17 protein-coding genes are annotated in these 18,900 nt (G+C 65.9%); 16 read left to right on the plus strand and 1 reads right to left on the minus strand.

What is annotated here, in order from left to right; genetic code table 11:
* From rsmH to lpxC, 15 genes are all read left to right on the plus strand, one after another.
* Positions 1-942 carry a 16S rRNA (cytosine(1402)-N(4))-methyltransferase RsmH gene (rsmH, locus tag HMPREF2581_RS21355; RefSeq protein WP_003141279.1) on the plus strand — a complete coding sequence of 314 codons (942 nt, stop codon included), beginning with the start codon at positions 1-3 and terminating at the stop codon, positions 940-942.
* A complete protein-coding gene (gene ftsL / locus HMPREF2581_RS21360; protein ID WP_003094142.1) occupies positions 939-1,232 on the plus strand; it encodes a cell division protein FtsL in 294 nt (97 codons plus the stop codon). Before rsmH ends, ftsL begins: the two co-directional genes overlap by 4 nt.
* Positions 1,229-2,968 (plus strand): peptidoglycan D,D-transpeptidase FtsI, encoded by a 1,740-nt coding sequence (ftsI, locus tag HMPREF2581_RS21365; RefSeq protein WP_003094139.1) that lies wholly within the window; start codon positions 1,229-1,231, stop codon positions 2,966-2,968. Before ftsL ends, ftsI begins: the two co-directional genes overlap by 4 nt.
* A complete protein-coding gene (locus HMPREF2581_RS21370; RefSeq protein WP_003094133.1) occupies positions 2,968-4,431 on the plus strand; it encodes a UDP-N-acetylmuramoyl-L-alanyl-D-glutamate--2,6-diaminopimelate ligase in 1,464 nt (487 codons plus the stop codon). The genes ftsI and HMPREF2581_RS21370 overlap by 1 nt, the downstream gene beginning before the upstream one ends.
* Positions 4,424-5,800 (plus strand): UDP-N-acetylmuramoyl-tripeptide--D-alanyl-D-alanine ligase, encoded by a 1,377-nt coding sequence (gene murF / locus HMPREF2581_RS21375; protein WP_003094130.1) that lies wholly within the window; start codon positions 4,424-4,426, stop codon positions 5,798-5,800. Before HMPREF2581_RS21370 ends, murF begins: the two co-directional genes overlap by 8 nt.
* Positions 5,800-6,882 carry a phospho-N-acetylmuramoyl-pentapeptide-transferase gene (gene mraY / locus HMPREF2581_RS21380; RefSeq protein WP_003094129.1) on the plus strand — a complete coding sequence of 361 codons (1,083 nt, stop codon included), beginning with the start codon at positions 5,800-5,802 and terminating at the stop codon, positions 6,880-6,882. Before murF ends, mraY begins: the two co-directional genes overlap by 1 nt.
* A gap of 13 nt (positions 6,883-6,895) precedes the next feature.
* The gene (murD, locus tag HMPREF2581_RS21385; protein ID WP_003141276.1) at positions 6,896-8,242 is read left to right on the plus strand and encodes a UDP-N-acetylmuramoyl-L-alanine--D-glutamate ligase; all 1,347 of its coding nucleotides are present in this window, start codon (positions 6,896-6,898) and stop codon (positions 8,240-8,242) included.
* Positions 8,242-9,441, plus strand: coding sequence for a putative lipid II flippase FtsW (gene ftsW / locus HMPREF2581_RS21390; protein ID WP_003094125.1), 1,200 nt, complete (start codon positions 8,242-8,244; stop codon positions 9,439-9,441). The genes murD and ftsW overlap by 1 nt, the downstream gene beginning before the upstream one ends.
* On the plus strand, positions 9,431-10,504 hold the full coding sequence (murG, locus tag HMPREF2581_RS21395) for an undecaprenyldiphospho-muramoylpentapeptide beta-N-acetylglucosaminyltransferase (RefSeq protein WP_003103107.1): 1,074 nt from the start codon (positions 9,431-9,433) through the stop codon (positions 10,502-10,504). Before ftsW ends, murG begins: the two co-directional genes overlap by 11 nt.
* Positions 10,497-11,939, plus strand: coding sequence for a UDP-N-acetylmuramate--L-alanine ligase (gene murC / locus HMPREF2581_RS21400; protein ID WP_003094121.1), 1,443 nt, complete (start codon positions 10,497-10,499; stop codon positions 11,937-11,939). Before murG ends, murC begins: the two co-directional genes overlap by 8 nt.
* Positions 11,936-12,895: a D-alanine--D-alanine ligase gene (locus HMPREF2581_RS21405; RefSeq protein WP_003141273.1), complete on the plus strand. Its 960-nt coding sequence runs from the start codon at positions 11,936-11,938 to the stop codon at positions 12,893-12,895. Before murC ends, HMPREF2581_RS21405 begins: the two co-directional genes overlap by 4 nt.
* Positions 12,896-12,898: 3 nt before the next feature.
* Positions 12,899-13,762, plus strand: coding sequence for a cell division protein FtsQ/DivIB (locus HMPREF2581_RS21410; protein ID WP_003094118.1), 864 nt, complete (start codon positions 12,899-12,901; stop codon positions 13,760-13,762).
* Positions 13,763-13,783: 21 nt separating this feature from the next.
* Positions 13,784-15,037 (plus strand): cell division protein FtsA, encoded by a 1,254-nt coding sequence (gene ftsA, locus HMPREF2581_RS21415; protein WP_003094115.1) that lies wholly within the window; start codon positions 13,784-13,786, stop codon positions 15,035-15,037.
* A 50-nt stretch (positions 15,038-15,087) separates the two neighbouring features.
* On the plus strand, positions 15,088-16,272 hold the full coding sequence (gene ftsZ / locus HMPREF2581_RS21420; protein ID WP_003094113.1) for a cell division protein FtsZ: 1,185 nt from the start codon (positions 15,088-15,090) through the stop codon (positions 16,270-16,272).
* A 112-nt stretch (positions 16,273-16,384) separates the two neighbouring features.
* Positions 16,385-17,296, plus strand: a complete 912-nt coding sequence (lpxC, locus tag HMPREF2581_RS21425; protein WP_003141270.1) for a UDP-3-O-acyl-N-acetylglucosamine deacetylase — start codon at positions 16,385-16,387, stop codon at positions 17,294-17,296.
* A 60-nt stretch (positions 17,297-17,356) separates the two neighbouring features.
* Here the strand turns inward: lpxC and HMPREF2581_RS21430 are convergent, their stop codons facing one another.
* Positions 17,357-17,818 carry a DciA family protein gene (locus tag HMPREF2581_RS21430; RefSeq protein ID WP_003094105.1) on the minus strand — a complete coding sequence of 154 codons (462 nt, stop codon included), beginning with the start codon at positions 17,816-17,818 and terminating at the stop codon, positions 17,357-17,359.
* Positions 17,819-17,898: 80 nt separating this feature from the next.
* On the opposite strand from HMPREF2581_RS21430, the gene HMPREF2581_RS21435 reads away from it, so the two are divergent.
* Complete coding sequence (locus tag HMPREF2581_RS21435) at positions 17,899-18,822, plus strand: M23 family metallopeptidase (RefSeq protein WP_003094103.1); 924 nt, start codon at positions 17,899-17,901, stop codon at positions 18,820-18,822.
* Positions 18,823-18,900: the final 78 nt, after the last annotated feature.

The following is an 18,900-nucleotide window of genomic DNA, read 5'->3' on the forward strand; positions in this document are numbered from 1 at the left end:
ATGAATGCCACCTACCGCCATATCACCGTTCTGCTCGAGGAGGCCGTTTCCGCACTGGCCCCGCGGGAGGACGGCTGCTATCTGGACGGTACCTTCGGAAGAGGGGGCCATAGTCGAGCCTTGCTCGAGAAACTGGGCACCGGGGGACGCCTGCTCGGATTCGACAAAGATCCCCAGGCCATCCAGACAGGAAAAGCATTGGCGGCCGAAGACGGCCGCTTCGTCATTGTGCAGCGCTCGTTCGCCGAACTGGGCGATGAGGTGCGCGCACGCGGTCTCGAAGGTCGGGTCGATGGCGTCCTGCTCGACCTTGGCGTGTCGTCGCCGCAACTCGACGATCCCGAGCGCGGCTTCAGCTTCCTCAACGATGGTCCCCTGGACATGCGCATGAATCCCGGCCAGGGCATCAGCGCAGCGGAGTTCATCGCCAACGCCACCGAAGAGGAAATCGCCCGGGTCTTCAAGGTATATGGCGAAGAGCGCTTCGCCAAGCGGATGGCCCGCGCCATTGTGCAGCGCCGTCAGGAGCGGCCGTTCGAACGGACCGCTGATCTCGCCGAAGTGATCACGGTTGCCAACCCCGCCTGGGAGAAGGGCAAGAATCCGGCGACCCGCGCATTCCAGGGCCTGCGCATCCATGTGAACAATGAATTGGGCGATCTCGAGCGCGGCCTTGACGCCGCGCTCGAATCGCTGGCCGTCGGCGGCCGCCTGGTGGTGATCAGTTTCCATTCCCTGGAAGACCGCATCGTCAAGCTGTTCATGCGCAAGCACGCCAAGGGCGAGGCGGACAACCTGCCGCGCGACCTGCCGATCCGTTCCAAGGTCTTCGAGCCGCGCCTGAAGCTGCTGGGCAAGCCGCAGTACGCTTCGGAAGAAGAACTCAAGGCCAACCCGCGCTCGCGCAGCGCGGTCATGCGCGTGGCGGAGAAGCTGAGATGAGCCGTCTCTTCGTCAAGCGCCTGCCTACCGGCAGCTTCCTCATGTTGCTGCTTTATATAGGTCTGTTGCTCTCGGCGATTGCCGTGGCCTACAGCACCTACTGGAACCGGCAACTGCTCAACTCGCTGTATTCCGAGCTGAGCGTGCGCGACAAGGCGCAGGCCGAGTGGGGCCGGTTGATTCTCGAGCAGAGCACCTGGACCGCTCATAGCCGCATCGAAAGCCTGGCGGTGGAACAGTTGCGCATGCGCGTTCCCGACCCGGCCGAGGTCAGGATGGTGGCGCCATGAAACTGAATTATTTCCAGGGCGCCCTCTACCCATGGCGGTTCTGCGTGATCGTCGGCCTGCTGCTGGCGATGGTCGGCGCCATCGTCTGGCGAATCGTCGACCTGCACGTGATCGACCATGACTTCCTCAAGGGCCAGGGCGACGCGCGTAGCGTGCGGCATATCGCTATCCCTGCGCACCGGGGCCTGATCACTGACCGCAACGGCGAACCGCTGGCGGTGAGCACCCCGGTCACCACCCTGTGGGCCAACCCCAAGGAGCTGATGACCGCCAAGGAACGCTGGCCGCAACTGGCGGCGGCGCTCGGGCAGGATACCAAGCTGTTCGCCGACCGCATCGAGCAGAACGCCGAGCGCGAGTTCATCTATCTGGTCCGTGGGCTGACCCCGGAACAGGGCGAAGGCGTGATCGCCCTGAAGGTGCCGGGCGTGTACTCCATCGAGGAGTTCCGGCGTTTCTACCCGGCTGGCGAAGTGGTGGCCCATGCGGTCGGCTTCACCGATGTCGACGACCGCGGTCGCGAAGGTATCGAGCTGGCTTTCGACGAATGGCTGGCCGGCGTGCCGGGCAAGCGCCAGGTGCTCAAGGATCGCCGTGGCCGCGTGATCAAGGACGTGCAGGTCACCAAGAATGCCAAGCCGGGCAAGACCCTGGCGCTGTCCATCGACCTGCGCCTGCAGTACCTGGCTCATCGCGAACTGCGCAACGCTCTGCTGGAGAACGGCGCCAAGGCCGGCAGCCTGGTGATCATGGACGTGAAGACCGGGGAGATCCTGGCCATGACCAACCAGCCGACCTACAACCCGAACAATCGTCGTAACCTGCAGCCGGCGGCCATGCGCAACCGGGCGATGATCGACGTGTTCGAGCCGGGCTCGACGGTCAAACCGTTCTCGATGAGCGCGGCGCTGGCCAGCGGGCGTTGGAAACCCAGCGATATCGTCGACGTCTACCCGGGCACCCTGCAGATCGGCCGCTACACCATTCGCGACGTATCGCGCAATTCGCGGCAACTCGATCTCACCGGCATCCTGATCAAGTCGAGCAACGTCGGCATCAGCAAGATCGCCTTCGACATCGGCGCCGAATCCATCTACTCGGTCATGCAACAGGTCGGCCTCGGGCAGGACACGGGGTTGGGCTTCCCCGGCGAGCGCGTCGGCAACCTGCCCAACCACCGCAAGTGGCCGAAGGCGGAAACCGCGACCCTGGCCTACGGCTACGGTCTCTCGGTAACCGCGATCCAGTTGGCGCATGCCTATGCGGCCCTGGCCAACGACGGCAAGAGCGTGCCGCTGAGCATGACCCGAGTCGACCGCGTGCCGGATGGCGTGCAGGTGATCTCGCCGGAAGTGGCTTCCACCGTGCAGGGCATGCTGCAACAAGTGGTCGAGGCCCAGGGCGGGGTGTTCCGCGCCCAGGTGCCGGGTTACCACGCCGCCGGCAAGAGCGGGACCGCGCGCAAGGTCTCGGTCGGCACCAAGGGCTACCGGGAAAACGCCTATCGCTCGCTGTTCGCCGGTTTCGCCCCGGCCACCGATCCGCGCATCGCGATGGTCGTGGTGATCGACGAGCCGAGCAAGGCGGGCTACTTCGGCGGCCTGGTGTCGGCGCCGGTGTTCAGCAAGGTCATGGCTGGCGCGCTGCGCCTGATGAACGTGCCGCCGGATAACCTGCCGACGGCCACCGAACAGCAGCAGGTCAATGCTGCGCCCGCAAAAGGAGGGCGTGGCTGATGCCTATGAGCCTGAACCAACTGTTTCCCCAGGCCGAGCGCGATCTGCTGATCCGCGAGCTGACCCTGGATAGCCGCGGCGTTCGTCCGGGCGACCTGTTCCTGGCGGTGCCGGGCGGGCGCCAGGATGGTCGTGCGCACATCGCCGATGCCCTGGCCAAGGGCGCGGCTGCCGTGGCTTACGAGGCGGAAGGCGCCGGAGAGCTGCCGCCCAGCGATGCGCCGCTGATCGCGGTGAAGGGGCTGGCCGCGCAACTGTCGGCGGTCGCCGGGCGTTTCTACGGCGAGCCGAGCCGCGGGCTGGACCTGATCGGCGTCACCGGCACCAACGGCAAGACCAGCGTCAGCCAACTGGTGGCCCAGGCCCTGGATCTGCTCGGCGAGCGCTGCGGCATCGTCGGCACCCTCGGCACCGGTTTCTACGGCGCCCTGGAGAGCGGCCGGCACACCACGCCGGACCCGCTCGCGGTGCAAGCCACGCTGGCCACGCTGAAGCAGGCCGGCGCCCGCGCGGTAGCGATGGAAGTGTCTTCCCACGGCCTCGACCAGGGCCGCGTGGCGGCGCTCGGTTTCGATATCGCGGTGTTCACCAATCTGTCCCGCGACCACCTCGACTATCACGGTTCGATGGAAGCCTATGCCGCCGCCAAGGCCAAGCTGTTCGCCTGGCCGGGCCTGCGCTGCCGGGTGATCAACCTGGACGACGATTTCGGCCGTCGACTGGCCGGCGAGGAACAGGACTCGGAGTTGATCACCTACAGCCTCACCGACAGCTCGGCGTTCCTCTATTGCCGCGAAGCGCGCTTCGGCGACGCCGGCATCGAGGCGGCACTGGTCACTCCGCACGGCGAGGGCCTGCTGCGCAGCCCGTTGCTCGGCCGCTTCAACCTGAGCAACCTGCTGGCGGCGGTCGGTGCGCTGCTTGGCCTGGGCTATCCCCTGGGCGATATCCTCCGCACCTTGCCGCAACTGCAGGGGCCGGTCGGCCGCATGCAGCGCCTGGGAGGCGGCGACAAGCCGCTGGTGGTGGTGGACTACGCGCATACTCCCGACGCCCTGGAAAAAGTCCTGGAGGCCCTGCGTCCGCACGCGGCCGCGCGCCTGCTGTGCCTGTTCGGCTGCGGTGGCGATCGCGATGCCGGCAAGCGTCCGTTGATGGCTGCGATCGCCGAACGCCTGGCGGATGGGGTGCTGGTCACCGACGACAACCCGCGCACCGAGGCCAGTGCGGCGATCATCGCCGATATCCGCAAAGGCTTCGCTGCCGCTGACAAGGTTACCTTCCTGCCGTCGCGCGGTGAGGCGATCGCCCATCTGATCGCTTCCGCTGCGGTGGATGACGTGGTGCTCCTGGCTGGCAAGGGTCACGAGGATTATCAGGAGATCGACGGCGTACGCCATCCGTTCTCCGACATCGAGCAGGCCGAGCGCGCCCTGGCCGCCTGGGAGGTGCCGCATGCTTGAGCCTCTTCGCCTCAGCCAGTTGACGGTCGCGCTGGACGCCCGCCTGATCGGCGAGGACGCCGTCTTTTCGGCGGTTTCCACCGACAGTCGCGCCATCGGGCCCGGCCAACTGTTCATTGCCCTGAGTGGGCCGCGTTTCGACGGCCACGACTATCTCTCCGAGGTTGCCGCCAAGGGCGCGGTGGCTGCGCTGGTGGAGCGCGAAGTCGCCGACGCGCCCCTGCCGCAATTGCTGGTGCGCGATACCCGTGCGGCCCTGGGGCGACTGGGCGCGCTGAACCGGCGCAAGTTCACCGGCCCGCTGGCGGCCATGACGGGCTCCAGCGGCAAGACCACGGTCAAGGAGATGCTCGCCAGCATCCTGCGTACCCAGGCCGGCGATGCCGAGTCGGTGCTGGCTACCCGTGGCAATCTGAACAACGACCTCGGCGTACCGCTGACCCTGCTGCAACTGGCGCCGCAGCACCGTAGCGCAGTGATCGAACTGGGCGCCTCGCGCATCGGCGAGATCGCCTACACGGTCGAGCTGACCCGCCCGCACGTGGCGATCATCACCAATGCCGGCACCGCCCATGTCGGCGAGTTCGGCGGACCGGAGAAGATCGTCGAGGCGAAGGGCGAGATACTCGAAGGGCTGGCCGCCGACGGCACCGCCGTGCTGAACCTGGACGACAAGGCCTTCGACACCTGGAAGGCCCGTGCCAGCGGCCGTCCGTTGCTGACTTTCTCCCTCGACCGGCCCCAGGCCGATTTCCGCGCCGCCGATCTGCAGCGCGATGCGCGCGGCTGCATGGGCTTCAGGCTGCAGGGCGTAGCGGGTGAAGCGCAGGTCCAGCTCAACCTGCTGGGGCGGCACAATGTCGCCAATGCCCTGGCTGCCGCCGCTGCCGCCCATGCACTGGGCGTGCCGCTGGATGGGATCGTCGCCGGGCTGCAGGCGCTGCAGCCGGTCAAGGGCCGCGCGGTAGCGCAACTGACCGCCAGCGGGCTGCGTGTGATAGACGACAGCTACAACGCCAACCCCGCGTCAATGCTGGCGGCGATTGATATACTGAGCGGCTTTTCCGGGCGCACCGTCCTGGTCCTCGGAGACATGGGCGAACTCGGTTCCTGGGCCGAGCAGGCCCACCGCGAGGTGGGCGCCTACGCCGCTGGCAAGGTGTCCGCGCTCTATGCGGTCGGACCGCTGATGGCCCACGCCGTACAGGCGTTCGGCGCCACGGGCCGGCACTTCGCCGACCAGGCCAGCCTGATCGGGGCGCTGGCCACCGAACAACCGACAACCACCATTTTGATCAAGGGTTCCCGCAGCGCGGCGATGGACAAAGTCGTCGCGGCGCTGTGCGGTTCCTCCGAGGAGAGTCACTAATGCTCCTGCTGCTGGCCGAATACCTGCAACAGTTCTACAAGGGCTTCGGCGTCTTCCAGTACCTGACCCTGCGCGGCATTCTCAGCGTGCTCACCGCGCTGTCGCTGTCGCTGTGGCTGGGGCCCTGGATGATCCGTACCTTGCAGATCCGCCAGATCGGCCAGGCCGTGCGCAACGACGGTCCGCAGTCGCACCTGTCGAAGAAGGGCACCCCGACCATGGGCGGCGCCCTGATCCTTACCGCCATCGCCATCAGCACGCTGCTGTGGGCGGATCTTTCCAACCGCTACGTGTGGGTGGTGCTGGTCGTTACCCTGCTGTTCGGTGCCATCGGCTGGGTGGACGACTACCGCAAGGTGATCGAGAAGAACTCCCGCGGCCTGCCGAGCCGCTGGAAGTACTTCTGGCAGTCGGTGTTTGGCATCGGCGCCGCCGTGTTCCTCTATATGACTGCCGAAACCCCGATCGAGACCACCCTGATCGTGCCGATGCTGAAGAGCGTCGAGATCCAGTTGGGCATCTTCTTCGTGGTCCTGACCTACTTCGTCATCGTCGGTTCGAGCAATGCGGTGAACCTCACCGACGGTCTCGACGGCCTGGCGATCATGCCGACGGTAATGGTTGCCGGCGCGCTGGGCATCTTCTGCTACCTGTCGGGCAACGTGAAGTTCGCCGAGTACCTGCTGATTCCCAACGTACCGGGCGCCGGCGAGCTGATCGTGTTCTGCGCCGCGCTGGTCGGCGCCGGCCTCGGCTTCCTCTGGTTCAACACCTATCCGGCGCAGGTCTTCATGGGCGACGTCGGCGCGCTGGCGCTGGGCGCCGCGCTGGGCACCATCGCGGTGATCGTGCGCCAGGAGATCGTGCTGTTCATCATGGGTGGGGTGTTCGTCATGGAAACCCTCTCGGTGATGATCCAGGTCGCTTCCTTCAAGCTGACCGGACGCCGCGTCTTCCGCATGGCGCCGATCCATCACCATTTCGAACTGAAAGGCTGGCCGGAGCCGCGCGTGATCGTGCGCTTCTGGATCATCACCGTGATCCTGGTGCTGATCGGCCTCGCCACCTTGAAGCTGCGTTGAGGACGAAGAGAGCATGAGCCTGATCGCCTCCGACCACTTCCGCATCGTTGTCGGCCTCGGCAAGAGCGGCATGTCCCTGGTGCGCTACCTGGCGCGCCGCGGCTTGCCTTTCGCCGTGGTCGATACCCGAGAGAACCCGCCGGAGCTGGCCACCCTGCGTGCCCAGTATCCGCAGGTGGAAGTGCGTTGCGGCGAACTCGACGCCGAGTTCCTCTGCTCCGCCCGCGAACTCTACGTCAGCCCCGGCTTGTCGCTGCGCACCCCTGCGCTGGTACAGGCCGCCGCGAAAGGCGTGCGCATCTCCGGTGACATCGATCTCTTCGCCCGCGAGGCGAAGGCACCGATCGTCGCCATCACCGGTTCCAACGCGAAGAGCACCGTGACCACCCTGGTGGGCGAAATGGCGGTGGCCGCGGACAAGCGTGTCGCCGTCGGCGGCAACCTCGGCACCCCGGCGCTCGACCTGCTGGCCGACGACATCGAGCTGTACGTGCTGGAGCTGTCGAGCTTCCAGCTGGAAACCTGCGATCGCCTCAACGCCGAGGTGGCGACCGTGCTGAACGTCAGCGAAGACCATATGGATCGCTACGACGGCATGGCTGACTACCACCTGGCCAAGCACCGGATCTTCCGCGGTGCCCGCCAGGTCGTGGTGAATCGCGCCGATGCCCTGACCCGACCGCTGATCGCCGATACCGTGCCGTGCTGGTCGTTCGACCTGAACAAGCCGGACTTCAAGGCTTTCGGCCTGATCGAGGAAGACGGCCAGAAGTGGCTGGCGTTCCAGTTCGACAAGCTGCTGCCGGTCGGCGAACTGAAGATCCGTGGCGCCCACAACTATTCCAACGCGCTCGCCGCGCTGGCGCTGGGCCATGCGGTCGGCCTGCCGTTCGACGCCATGCTCGGCGCGCTGAAGGCGTTTTCCGGCCTGGCTCATCGCTGCCAGTGGGTACGCGAGCGGCAGGGCGTGAGCTACTACGACGATTCCAAGGCCACCAACGTCGGCGCCGCCCTGGCGGCGATCGAGGGGCTGGGTGCCGACATCGACGGCAAGCTGGTGCTGCTCGCCGGCGGAGACGGCAAGGGCGCCGATTTCCATGACCTGCGCGAGCCGGTCGCGCGCTTCTGCCGGGCGGTGGTACTGCTTGGCCGTGACGCCGGGCTGATTGCCCAGGCACTGGGCAACGCGGTACCGCTGGTGCGCGTCGCAACGCTGGACGAAGCAGTCCGGCAGGCCGCCGAGCTGGCCCGCGAAGGCGATGCGGTGCTGTTGTCGCCGGCCTGCGCGAGCCTGGACATGTTCAAGAACTTCGAAGAACGCGGACGCCTGTTCGCCAAAGCCGTAGAGGAGCTAGCGTGATGCTGTCGGTGTTGCGCCCCTTCCCGTCGCCGCTGTTGAGCCGGCACGGCATCGACCTGGACTTCCCGCTGCTGGCGGGTTGCCTGGCGCTGCTCGGCCTCGGCCTGGTGATGGTGACTTCCGCCTCTTCCGAGGTGGCGGCGGCGCAGTCGGGCAACCCGCTGTACTTCTCCGTCCGTCACCTGATCTACCTGGTGATCGGCCTGATTTCCTGCGGCCTGACCATGATGGTCCCGATGGCCACCTGGCAGCGTTGGGGCTGGAAGCTGTTGCTGGTCGCCTTCGGCCTGCTGGTGCTGGTGATCACCCCCGGTATCGGCCGCGAGGTGAACGGCTCGATGCGCTGGATCGGCTTCGGCCTGTTCAACATCCAGCCTTCGGAGATCGCCAAGGTCTGCGTGGTGATCTTCATGGCCGGCTACCTGATCCGCCGCCAGCAGGAGGTCCGGGAAAGCTGGATGGGCTTCTTCAAGCCCTTCGTGGTGTTGCTGCCGATGGCCGGCCTGCTGCTGCGCGAGCCGGACTTCGGCGCCACCGTGGTAATGATGGGCGCTGCCGCGGCCATGCTGTTCCTCGGCGGGGTGGGGCTGTTCCGCTTCGGCCTGATGGTGCTGCTGGCGGTCGGCGCGGTGGTCCTGCTGATCCAGACCCAGCCCTACCGGATGGCACGCCTGACCAACTTCACCGACCCCTGGGCCGACCAGTTCGGCGCCGGCTATCAGTTGAGCCAGGCGCTGATCGCCTTCGGCCGCGGCGGCTGGTTGGGCATGGGACTGGGCAACAGCATCCAGAAGCAGTTCTACCTGCCGGAGGCGCACACCGACTTCGTCTTCGCCGTGCTTGCAGAGGAGCTGGGCATCGTCGGCGCCCTGGCGACCGTCGCCCTGTTCGTGTTCGTCAGCCTGCGCGCGCTGTACATCGGCATCTGGGCCGAGCAGGCCAAGCAGTTCTTCTCCGCCTACGTGGCCTACGGCCTGGCCTTCCTCTGGATCGGCCAGTTCCTGATCAACATCGGGGTGAACGTCGGCCTGCTGCCGACCAAGGGCCTGACCCTGCCGTTCCTCAGCTACGGCGGCAGTTCGCTGGTGATCTGCTGTGCCTGTCTGGGGATGTTGCTGCGCATCGAATGGGAACGGCGAACCCACCTGGGTAGCGAGGAATATGAGTTCAACGAAGAGGACTTTGCCGATGAAAGGTAATGTCCTGATCATGGCGGGTGGCACCGGCGGACACGTGTTCCCGGCGCTCGCCTGTGCGCGGGAGTTCCAGGCGCGCGGCTATGCCGTGCACTGGCTGGGGACGCCGCGCGGCATCGAGAATGACCTGGTACCCAAGGCCGGCCTGCCGTTGCACCTGATCCAGGTCAGCGGGCTGCGCGGCAAGGGCCTGAAGTCGCTGGTCAAGGCGCCGCTGGAACTGCTCAAGTCGCTGTTCCAGGCGCTGCGGGTGATCCGCCAGCTGAGGCCGGTCTGCGTGCTCGGCCTGGGTGGCTATGTCACCGGCCCGGGCGGCCTGGCCGCGCGCCTCAATGGCGTGCCGCTGGTGATCCACGAGCAGAACGCCGTGGCCGGCACCGCCAACCGCAGCCTGGCGCCGATCGCCAGGCGCGTCTGCGAGGCATTCCCGGATACCTTCCCGGCCAGCGACAAGCGTCTGACCACCGGCAATCCGGTGCGCGGCGAGCTGTTCCTCGACGCGCACGCCCGCGCGCCGCTGACCGGCCGTCGGGTCAATCTGCTGGTGCTCGGCGGCAGCCTTGGCGCGGAACCGCTGAACAAGCTGTTGCCAGAGGCCCTCGCGCAGGTGCCGCTGGAAATCCGTCCGGCAATCCGCCATCAGGCCGGTCGTCAGCATGCCGAGATTACCGCCGAGCGTTATCGCACAGTGGCGGTCGAAGCGGACGTCGCGCCCTTCATCAGCGATATGGCCGCGGCCTATGCCTGGGCCGACCTGGTGATCTGCCGCGCCGGCGCGCTGACCGTCAGCGAGCTGACGGCGGCGGGATTACCCGCCTTCCTGGTGCCGTTGCCTCACGCGATCGACGATCACCAGACCCGCAATGCCGAATTCCTGGTACGCAGCGGCGCCGGCCGCCTGCTGCCGCAAAAGTCTACCGGCGCGGCCGAACTGGCCGCGCAGCTGTCCGAGGTCCTGATGCATCCCGAAACCCTGCGCTCCATGGCAGACCAGGCACGCAGCCTGGCGAAACCCGAGGCTACCCGGACGGTGGTCGATGCCTGCCTGGAGGTGGCCCGTGGTTAAAGAACCGAATGGCGTCACCCGGACCATGCGCCGTATCCGCCGCATCCATTTCGTCGGCATCGGCGGCGCCGGCATGTGCGGGATCGCCGAAGTGCTGCTGAACCTCGGCTACGAGGTATCCGGCTCGGACCTCAAGGCCTCGGCGGTGACCGAGCGCCTGGAGAAGTTCGGCGCGCAGATCTTCATCGGCCACCAGGCGGAAAACGCCGACGGTGCCGACGTGCTGGTGGTGTCCAGTGCCATCAACCGGGCCAACCCGGAAGTGGCCTCGGCCCTGGAACGGCGGATTCCGGTGGTGCCGCGTGCGGAGATGCTCGCCGAACTGATGCGCTACCGGCACGGCATCGCGGTAGCCGGCACCCACGGCAAGACCACCACTACCAGCCTGATCGCCTCGGTGTTCGCCGCCGGCGGCCTGGACCCGACCTTCGTCATCGGCGGTCGGCTGAACGCCGCCGGGACCAACGCCCAGCTTGGCGCCAGCCGCTACCTGGTGGCCGAGGCCGACGAGAGCGACGCCAGCTTCCTGCACCTGCAACCGATGGTCGCGGTGGTCACCAATATCGACGCCGACCACATGGCGACCTACGGCGGCGACTTCAACAAGCTGAAGAAGACCTTCGTCGAGTTCCTCCACAACCTGCCGTTCTACGGACTGGCAGTGATGTGCGTGGATGACCCGGTGGTGCGCGAGATCCTCCCGCAGATCGCCCGCCCGACCGTGACCTACGGCCTCAGCGAAGACGCCGACGTGCGCGCGATCAACATCCGCCAGGAAGGCATGCGCACCTGGTTCACCGTGTTGCGCCCGGAGCGCGAGCCGCTGGACGTCTCGGTGAACATGCCCGGCCTGCACAACGTGCTGAATTCCCTGGCGACCATCGTCATCGCTACCGACGAGGGCATCTCCGACGAAGCCATCGTCCAGGGGCTGTCCGGCTTCCAGGGCGTAGGCCGGCGCTTCCAGGTCTACGGCGAGCTGCAGGTCGAGGGTGGCAGCGTGATGCTGGTGGACGACTACGGCCACCATCCGCGCGAAGTCGCCGCGGTGATCAAGGCGATCCGTGGCGGTTGGCCGGAGCGTCGCCTGGTGATGGTCTACCAGCCGCATCGCTATACCCGTACCCGCGACCTGTACGAAGACTTCGTGCAGGTGCTGGGCGAAGCCAACGTGCTGCTGTTGATGGAGGTCTATCCGGCCGGCGAAGAGCCGATCCCGGGAGCCGACAGCCGCCAGCTGTGCCACAGCATCCGCCAGCGCGGTCAGCTCGACCCGATCTACTTCGAGCGCGACGCCGACCTGGCGCCGCTGGTCAAGCCGCTGCTGCGCGCTGGCGACATCCTGCTTTGCCAGGGCGCTGGCGATGTCGGCGGCCTGGCCCCGCAACTGATCAAGAACCCGCTGTTCGCCGGCAAGGGAGGGAAGGGCGCATGAACCTTTGCCTCGATAGCCTGCTGAACGGCACCCAGGATCCCAAGGCGTTCGGCCGTGTCGCCGTGCTGTTCGGTGGCAAGAGCGCCGAGCGCGAGGTGTCGCTGAAGTCCGGCGCGATGGTCCTGCAATCCCTGCTGGCCGCCGGGGTCGATGCCTTCGGCATCGATGTCGGCGAAGACCTGCTGCAACGCCTGGTCGAGGAGAAGATCGACCGCGCCTTCATCATTCTCCACGGTCGTGGCGGCGAGGATGGCAGCATGCAGGGCCTGCTCGAGTGCGCGGGCATTCCCTACACCGGCAGCGGCGTGCTGGCCTCGGCGCTGGCGATGGACAAGCTGCGGACCAAGCGGGTCTGGCTCAGCCTCGGCCTGCCGACCCCGGACTACGCGGTGCTGGCCAGCGAGGATGACTGCCGCGACGCGGCGCAGCGACTGGGTTTCCCGCTGATCGTCAAGCCGGCTCACGAAGGCTCGAGCATCGGCATGGCCAAGGTCGGCGGGCTCGACGAATTGATCGCGGCGTGGCGCGAAGCGGCCCGCTACGACTCGCAGGTGCTGGTCGAGCAGTGGATCAGCGGCCCGGAATTCACCGTGGCGACCTTGCGCGGGCAGGTGCTGCCGGCGATCCGCCTGGGCACGCCGCACACCTTCTACGACTACGACGCCAAGTACCTGGCCAGCGATACCCGCTACCAGGTGCCCTGCGGTCTCGACGAGGCCAAGGAACGCGAGCTGAAGGAACTCACCGCGCGCGCCTGCGACGCCCTGGGCATCCAGGGCTGGGGGCGGGCGGACGTGATGCAGGACGCCGAAGGGCGTTTCTGGCTGCTTGAAGTCAACACCGCACCAGGCATGACCGACCACAGCCTGGTGCCTATGGCCGTGCGGGCCGCCGGCCTGGATTTCCAGCAACTGGTGCTGGCGATCCTGGCCGATAGCCGCGAGGCGAGGGGATAAGCCATGAACGGCGTACTGCTCCGTCATCAGCAACCCGGTGGACTCGGCCGCGCTCCGCGCAAGCCGATGCCGCGCGGCGCCAGCCGTCTGGTGGCCAAGGAACCGCTGAGCGTGCGCCTGCCGAAAGCCGACTTCAGTTTCCTCAAGTACCTGGCCTGGCCGCTGTTGCTGGCCGTTCTCGGCTATGGCGCCTATCGCGGCGCCGAGTACATCCTGCCGTACGCCGACCGGCCGATCGCCAAGGTCAGTGTCGAGGGCGACCTCAGCTACATCAGCCAGCGCGCGGTGCAGCAGCGGATTTCCCCGTACCTGGCGGCGAGCTTCTTCACCATCGACCTGGCGGGCATGCGCGGGCAACTGGAACAGATGCCCTGGATCGCCCACGCCGAGGTGCGCCGGGTGTGGCCGGACCAGGTGGTGATCCGCCTGGACGAGCAACTGCCGATCGCCCGGTGGGGCGACGAAGCGCTGCTGAACAACCAGGGACAGGCTTTTACGCCAAAGGAGCTGGCGAATTATGAACATCTGCCCCGCTTGCATGGTCCACAGCGGGCGCAACAGCAGGTGATGCAGCAATACCAGTTGCTCAGCCAGTTGCTGCGTCCCCTCGGGTTCTCCATTGCCCGCCTGGAAATGAGCGATCGCGGCGGTTGGGCGCTGACCACGGCCCAGGGCGTCGAGATCCAGATCGGGCGCGACCACGTGGTAGACAAGATTCGCCGCTTCGTAAGCATCTACGACAAGGCACTCAAAGATCAGATTTCGAACATTGCGCGGATCGACCTGCGTTACCCCAACGGCCTCGCCGTTGCGTGGCGCGAGCCGGTCACGCCCGCGACGGTGGCCACGGCCAGCGCCGTGCAGTGAGTTGAGGAGACAGTAATAACCATGGCAAGCGTGCAGAGCGGCAAGATGATCGTCGGCCTCGACATCGGTACCTCCAAGGTGGTGGCGCTGGTGGGCGAGGTGACGGCCGATGGCCAGCTGGAGGTCGTTGGCATCGGTACTCATCCGTCCCGCGGCCTGAAGAAGGGCGTGGTGGTGAACATCGAGTCCACCGTGCAGTCGATCCAGCGCGCCATCGACGAGGCCCAGCAGATGGCCGGTTGCCGTATCCACTCGGCGTTCGTCGGCATCGCCGGCAACCACATCCGCAGCCTCAATTCCCACGGCATCGTGGCGATCCGCGATCGCGAGGTGAACCCGGCGGATATCGAACGGGTACTGGATGCCGCCCAGGCGGTGGCGATCCCGGCGGACCAGCGGGTGCTGCATACCCTGGCCCAGGATTACGTGATCGATAACCAGGAAGGCGTGCGCGAGCCGCTGGGCATGTCCGGGGTGCGCCTGGAAGCCAAGGTGCACGTGGTGACCTGCGCGGTGAATGCCTCGCAGAACATCGAGAAGTGCGTGCGCCGCTGCGGCCTCGAGGTCGACGACATCATCCTCGAGCAGTTGGCCTCGGCCTATTCGGTGCTGACCGAGGACGAGAAGGAACTGGGCGTGTGCCTGGTGGATATCGGCGGCGGCACCACCGATATCGCGATCTTCACCGAAGGCGCGATCCGCCATACCGCGGTGATCCCGATCGCCGGCGACCAGGTCACCAATGACATCGCCATGGCCCTGCGGACGCCGACCCAGTACGCGGAAGAGATCAAGATCCGCTACGCCTGCGCCCTGGCCAAGCTGGCCGGTGCCGGCGAGACCATCAAGGTGCCCAGCGTCGGCGACCGGCCGCCGCGCGAACTGTCGCGCCAGGCCCTGGCCGAAGTGGTCGAGCCTCGTTACGACGAGCTGTTCACCCTGGTCCAGGCCGAGCTGCGCCGCAGCGGCTACGAGGACCTGATCCCGGCCGGGATCGTCCTCACCGGCGGCACCTCGAAGATGGAAGGCGCGGTCGAGCTGGCCGAGGAAATCTTCCACATGCCGGTACGCCTCGGCGTGCCGTATAGCGTGAAGGGCCTCACCGACGTGGTGCGCAACCCGATCTATTCGACGGGCGTCGGCCTGCTGATGTACGGACTGCAGAAGCAGTCCGATGGCATGTCGATGTCTGTGTCAGGCAGCAGCTACAGCAGCGACGAACCCAAGGCACCTGTCCTGGAGCGGCTCAAACGCTGGGTCCAGGGCAATTTCTGATTCAACGCGGTAACAGTAGGCGACAAAACTAGAAAGGAAGGAGAGGGGAAATGTTTGAACTGGTCGATAACATCGCACAAACCGCCGTCATAAAAGTGATCGGTGTAGGTGGTGGTGGCGGCAACGCCGTCAATCACATGGCCAAGAACAACGTCGAGGGCGTCGAGTTCATCTGCGCCAACACCGACGCACAAGCGCTGAAGAACATCGCGGCGCGCACCGTTCTGCAACTCGGCCCGGGCGTCACCAAGGGGCTGGGTGCCGGCGCCAATCCGGAAGTCGGTCGTCAGGCGGCTCTGGAAGATCGCGAGCGCATTTCCGAAGTGCTGGAAGGCGCCGACATGGTCTTCATCACCACCGGCATGGGTGGCGGCACCGGTACCGGCGCCGCGCCGATCATCGCCGAAGTGGCGAAGGAAATGGGCATCCTCACCGTCGCGGTGGTGACCCGTCCGTTCCCGTTCGAAGGTCGCAAGCGCATGCAGATCGCCGACGAGGGCATCCGCGCGCTGGCCGAGAGCGTCGATTCGCTGATCACCATCCCGAACGAGAAGCTGCTGACCATCCTCGGCAAGGATGCCAGCTTGCTGGCTGCCTTCGCCAAGGCCGATGACGTGCTGGCCGGTGCCGTGCGCGGTATCTCCGACATCATCAAGCGTCCGGGCATGATCAACGTCGACTTCGCCGACGTGAAGACCGTCATGAGCGAAATGGGCATGGCGATGATGGGTACCGGCTGCGCCAGCGGTCCGAACCGTGCCCGCGAGGCCACCGAGGCGGCAATCCGCAACCCGCTGCTGGAAGACGTCAACCTGCAGGGCGCGCGCGGCATCCTGGTGAACATCACCGCGGGTCCGGACCTGTCCCTGGGCGAGTACTCCGATGTCGGCAACATCATCGAACAGTTCGCTTCCGAGCACGCCACTGTGAAGGTGGGCACCGTGATCGACGCGGACATGCGCGATGAGCTGCACGTCACCGTAGTCGCCACCGGCCTGGGCGCGCGCCTGGAGAAACCGGTGAAGGTCGTCGACAACACCGTGCAGGGCAGTGCAGCCCAGGCAGCCGCTCCGGCCCAGCGCGAGCAGCAGTCGGTGAACTACCGCGACCTCGACCGTCCTACCGTGATGCGCAACCAGTCTCACGGCAGCGCGGCGACCGCGGCCAAGCTGAACCCGCAGGATGACCTGGATTACCTGGATATCCCGGCGTTCCTGCGTCGTCAGGCCGATTGAAGTAATTAATCAGGAGTAGAGATGTGATTGGTGTTCAGCAAAGGCCGGTTCTGCTATCATCGCCGGCCATTGTTGAAAACAGTTCGCAGTCAGCGCTTAAGCGGCCAAAGCCATGATCAAACAACGCACCTTGAAGAACATCATCCGGGCTACTGGCGTCGGTCTGCACTCGGGGGAAAAGGTTTACCTGACCCTGAAACCGGCGCCGATGGACACCGGTATCGTGTTCTGCCGCACCGACCTGGATCCGGTAGTGGAAATCCCGGCCCGGGCCGAGAACGTCGGCGAAACCACCATGTCGACCACCCTGGTCAAGGGTGACGTCAAAGTGGATACGGTGGAGCACCTGCTCTCGGCCATGGCCGGCCTGGGTATCGACAACGCCTACGTCGAGCTGTCCGCTTCGGAAGTGCCGATCATGGATGGCAGCGCTGGTCCGTTCGTATTCCTGATCCAGTCCGCCGGATTGCAAGAGCAGGAAGCTGCCAAGAAGTTCATCCGCATCAAGCGCGAAGTCAGCGTGGAAGAGGGCGACAAGCGCGCCGTCTTCGTTCCGTTCGACGGCTTCAAGGTCAGCTTCGAGATCGATTTCGATCATCCGGTCTTCCGTGGTCGCACCCAGCAGGCCTCGGTCGATTTCTCCAGTACTTCCTTCGTCAAGGAGGTCAGCCGCGCCCGTACCTTCGGGTTCATGCGCGACATCGAGTACCTGCGTTCGCAGAACCTGGCACTCGGCGGTAGCGTGGAGAACGCGATCGTGGTCGACGAGAACCGCGTGCTCAACGAAGACGGCCTGCGTTACGAGGACGAGTTCGTCAAGCACAAGATCCTGGATGCCATCGGCGACCTGTATCTGCTCGGCAACAGTCTTATCGGCGAGTTCCGTGGCTTCAAGTCCGGCCATGCCCTGAACAACCAACTGCTGCGTACGTTGATCGCAGACAAGGATGCTTGGGAAGTGGTGACCTTCGAAGACGCGCGTACCGCGCCTATTTCCTATATGCGCCCGGCGGCGGCAGTGTAGGAAAACTCTCCTTTCCATATTTGGAGGCCACCTCAGGGTGGCCTCTTTTTATTTCGGGATTTATTCTTGCCGGCTTTTCTCGGCGCGGCTTGCCAACCGCTCGAGCGCTTCCCGCAGGCGTGGATTGCCGACGATGTCGGCGGATTCGCGAAGGTTTTCCGCCGCGACGGCAGACAGGGTCAAGCTGCGACGTGCCGCACGTTGTGTGGACGTGGTGGGTTGCACCTTGAAAAGGATTTTCGCTAAGTTCGCGAATTCTTCGAAAGCTTGCAGCTGCCGCTGCAGGCGCCGCTGCTGATAGCGCAGGCGTGTGGCCCAGTGGCCATCGGTGACGATCAGCAGCAGGCAACCGCCGCGCCACGAAGCCACATGGCAGTACGGGCGCGCCGCCGGTTGCAACTGGCTTTCCAGCAGTTGCTGCAGGCGGCAGATGCGCTGGGCTTCGGCGAATAGCATCTGCAGCGGCCTGGCCTGGCGCAGCAACTGGGTCGATGCCTGGGCGGGCAAGGGACGAAAAGACATGGCGGGAAGCCTGGGGGTTACTGAGTCGGAATGGTAGCAGAAAGCGTTTCGCTACTGCCGGCCCGTATGAAGGATAAGTCATGCACATCATTTTTCTGAGCCGGCACCATGGGGCCGCTCGCTCCGTCCATCTGCAGCCGCGGTTGCTGATGCTGGCCGGGGCTTGCGTGGTCGGTGCCAGCCTGTTGGCCGGGGGCTTCATGGGCGCCTGGCTGTTCCGCGCGCCGGCTCCGGTGGCCGGCATCGAAGTCGATGCCGCGCTGCAGGCGCAGAGCGCCGAGATCAGCAGCGCCCGCGAGGACGCGCAGCGGCAGATGGACGCACTGAGCGTGCATCTCGGCGAACTGCAGGCGCGCCTGGTTCGGCTGGATGCCCTCGGCGAACGTCTCACCGAGCTGGCCGACGTCGACCCCGACGAGTTCGACTTCTCCCTGAGCGTCGGTCAGGGTGGCGTCGACGAACCGCTGGAGGGCAGCGCCTATGCCCCGCCGTCGTTCATGGCGACGCTGGACGAACTGGCGGCACGCCTGGATACCCGCGAGCAGCAGCTCGAGGTGCTGGAGCAACTGCTCGCCGACAAGCACATCAGCCAGTCGACCTACCTGGCCGGCCAGCCGGTGCGCCAGGGCTACATCTCCTCGCCGTTCGGGCGCCGGGTCAATCCGGTGAGCGGCCGCCTGAGCATGCACAAGGGCATCGACTTCGCCGCGCCGGCCGGCAGCGACGTGGTGGCCGTGGCGGCGGGGGTGGTGACCTGGTCCGGGCGCAAGAACGGCTATGGCAACGTGGTCGAGGTCGGGCACGCCGATGGCTACACCACGTTGTATGCCCATAACCAGAAGAACCTGGTCGAGGTCGGTGACCTGGTCAAGCGCGGCCAGGTGCTGGCCAAGGTCGGCAGCACCGGACGCTCCACCGGCTACCACGTACATTTCGAAGTGATGAAGGATGGCCGGGTAATGAATCCGCAAAGCTTCATCGCACGCGCGTCTGTTTCCGAGTGAGTGATGCGCATTGATCTGCTGTACTTTTCTCATACCCGTTTCCGGGTAGAATGTTCCCTTTCATGCCGTTGATCGGCA

It is taken from the genome of Pseudomonas sp. HMSC057H01, from assembly GCF_001836405.1.
In the GTDB taxonomy this organism is placed as follows: Bacteria; Pseudomonadota; Gammaproteobacteria; order Pseudomonadales; family Pseudomonadaceae; genus Pseudomonas; species Pseudomonas aeruginosa.

What these genes read in the sequence shown, in the direction of transcription:
- rsmH (WP_003141279.1), top strand. Translation starts at nt 1, where the DNA reads ATGAATGCCACCTACCGCCATATCACCGTTCTGCTCGAGGAGGCCGTT.
- ftsL (WP_003094142.1), top strand. Translation starts at nt 939, where the DNA reads ATGAGCCGTCTCTTCGTCAAGCGCCTGCCTACCGGCAGCTTCCTCATG.
- ftsI (WP_003094139.1), top strand. Translation starts at nt 1,229, where the DNA reads ATGAAACTGAATTATTTCCAGGGCGCCCTCTACCCATGGCGGTTCTGC.
- HMPREF2581_RS21370 (WP_003094133.1), top strand. Translation starts at nt 2,968, where the DNA reads ATGCCTATGAGCCTGAACCAACTGTTTCCCCAGGCCGAGCGCGATCTG.
- murF (WP_003094130.1), top strand. Translation starts at nt 4,424, where the DNA reads ATGCTTGAGCCTCTTCGCCTCAGCCAGTTGACGGTCGCGCTGGACGCC.
- mraY (WP_003094129.1), top strand. Translation starts at nt 5,800, where the DNA reads ATGCTCCTGCTGCTGGCCGAATACCTGCAACAGTTCTACAAGGGCTTC.
- murD (WP_003141276.1), top strand. Translation starts at nt 6,896, where the DNA reads ATGAGCCTGATCGCCTCCGACCACTTCCGCATCGTTGTCGGCCTCGGC.
- ftsW (WP_003094125.1), top strand. Translation starts at nt 8,242, where the DNA reads ATGCTGTCGGTGTTGCGCCCCTTCCCGTCGCCGCTGTTGAGCCGGCAC.
- murG (WP_003103107.1), top strand. Translation starts at nt 9,431, where the DNA reads ATGAAAGGTAATGTCCTGATCATGGCGGGTGGCACCGGCGGACACGTG.
- HMPREF2581_RS21405 (WP_003141273.1), top strand. Translation starts at nt 11,936, where the DNA reads ATGAACCTTTGCCTCGATAGCCTGCTGAACGGCACCCAGGATCCCAAG.
- HMPREF2581_RS21410 (WP_003094118.1), top strand. Translation starts at nt 12,899, where the DNA reads ATGAACGGCGTACTGCTCCGTCATCAGCAACCCGGTGGACTCGGCCGC.
- ftsA (WP_003094115.1), top strand. Translation starts at nt 13,784, where the DNA reads ATGGCAAGCGTGCAGAGCGGCAAGATGATCGTCGGCCTCGACATCGGT.
- ftsZ (WP_003094113.1), top strand. Translation starts at nt 15,088, where the DNA reads ATGTTTGAACTGGTCGATAACATCGCACAAACCGCCGTCATAAAAGTG.
- lpxC (WP_003141270.1), top strand. Translation starts at nt 16,385, where the DNA reads ATGATCAAACAACGCACCTTGAAGAACATCATCCGGGCTACTGGCGTC.
- HMPREF2581_RS21430 (WP_003094105.1), bottom strand. Translation starts at nt 17,818, where the DNA reads ATGTCTTTTCGTCCCTTGCCCGCCCAGGCATCGACCCAGTTGCTGCGC.
- HMPREF2581_RS21435 (WP_003094103.1), top strand. Translation starts at nt 17,899, where the DNA reads ATGCACATCATTTTTCTGAGCCGGCACCATGGGGCCGCTCGCTCCGTC.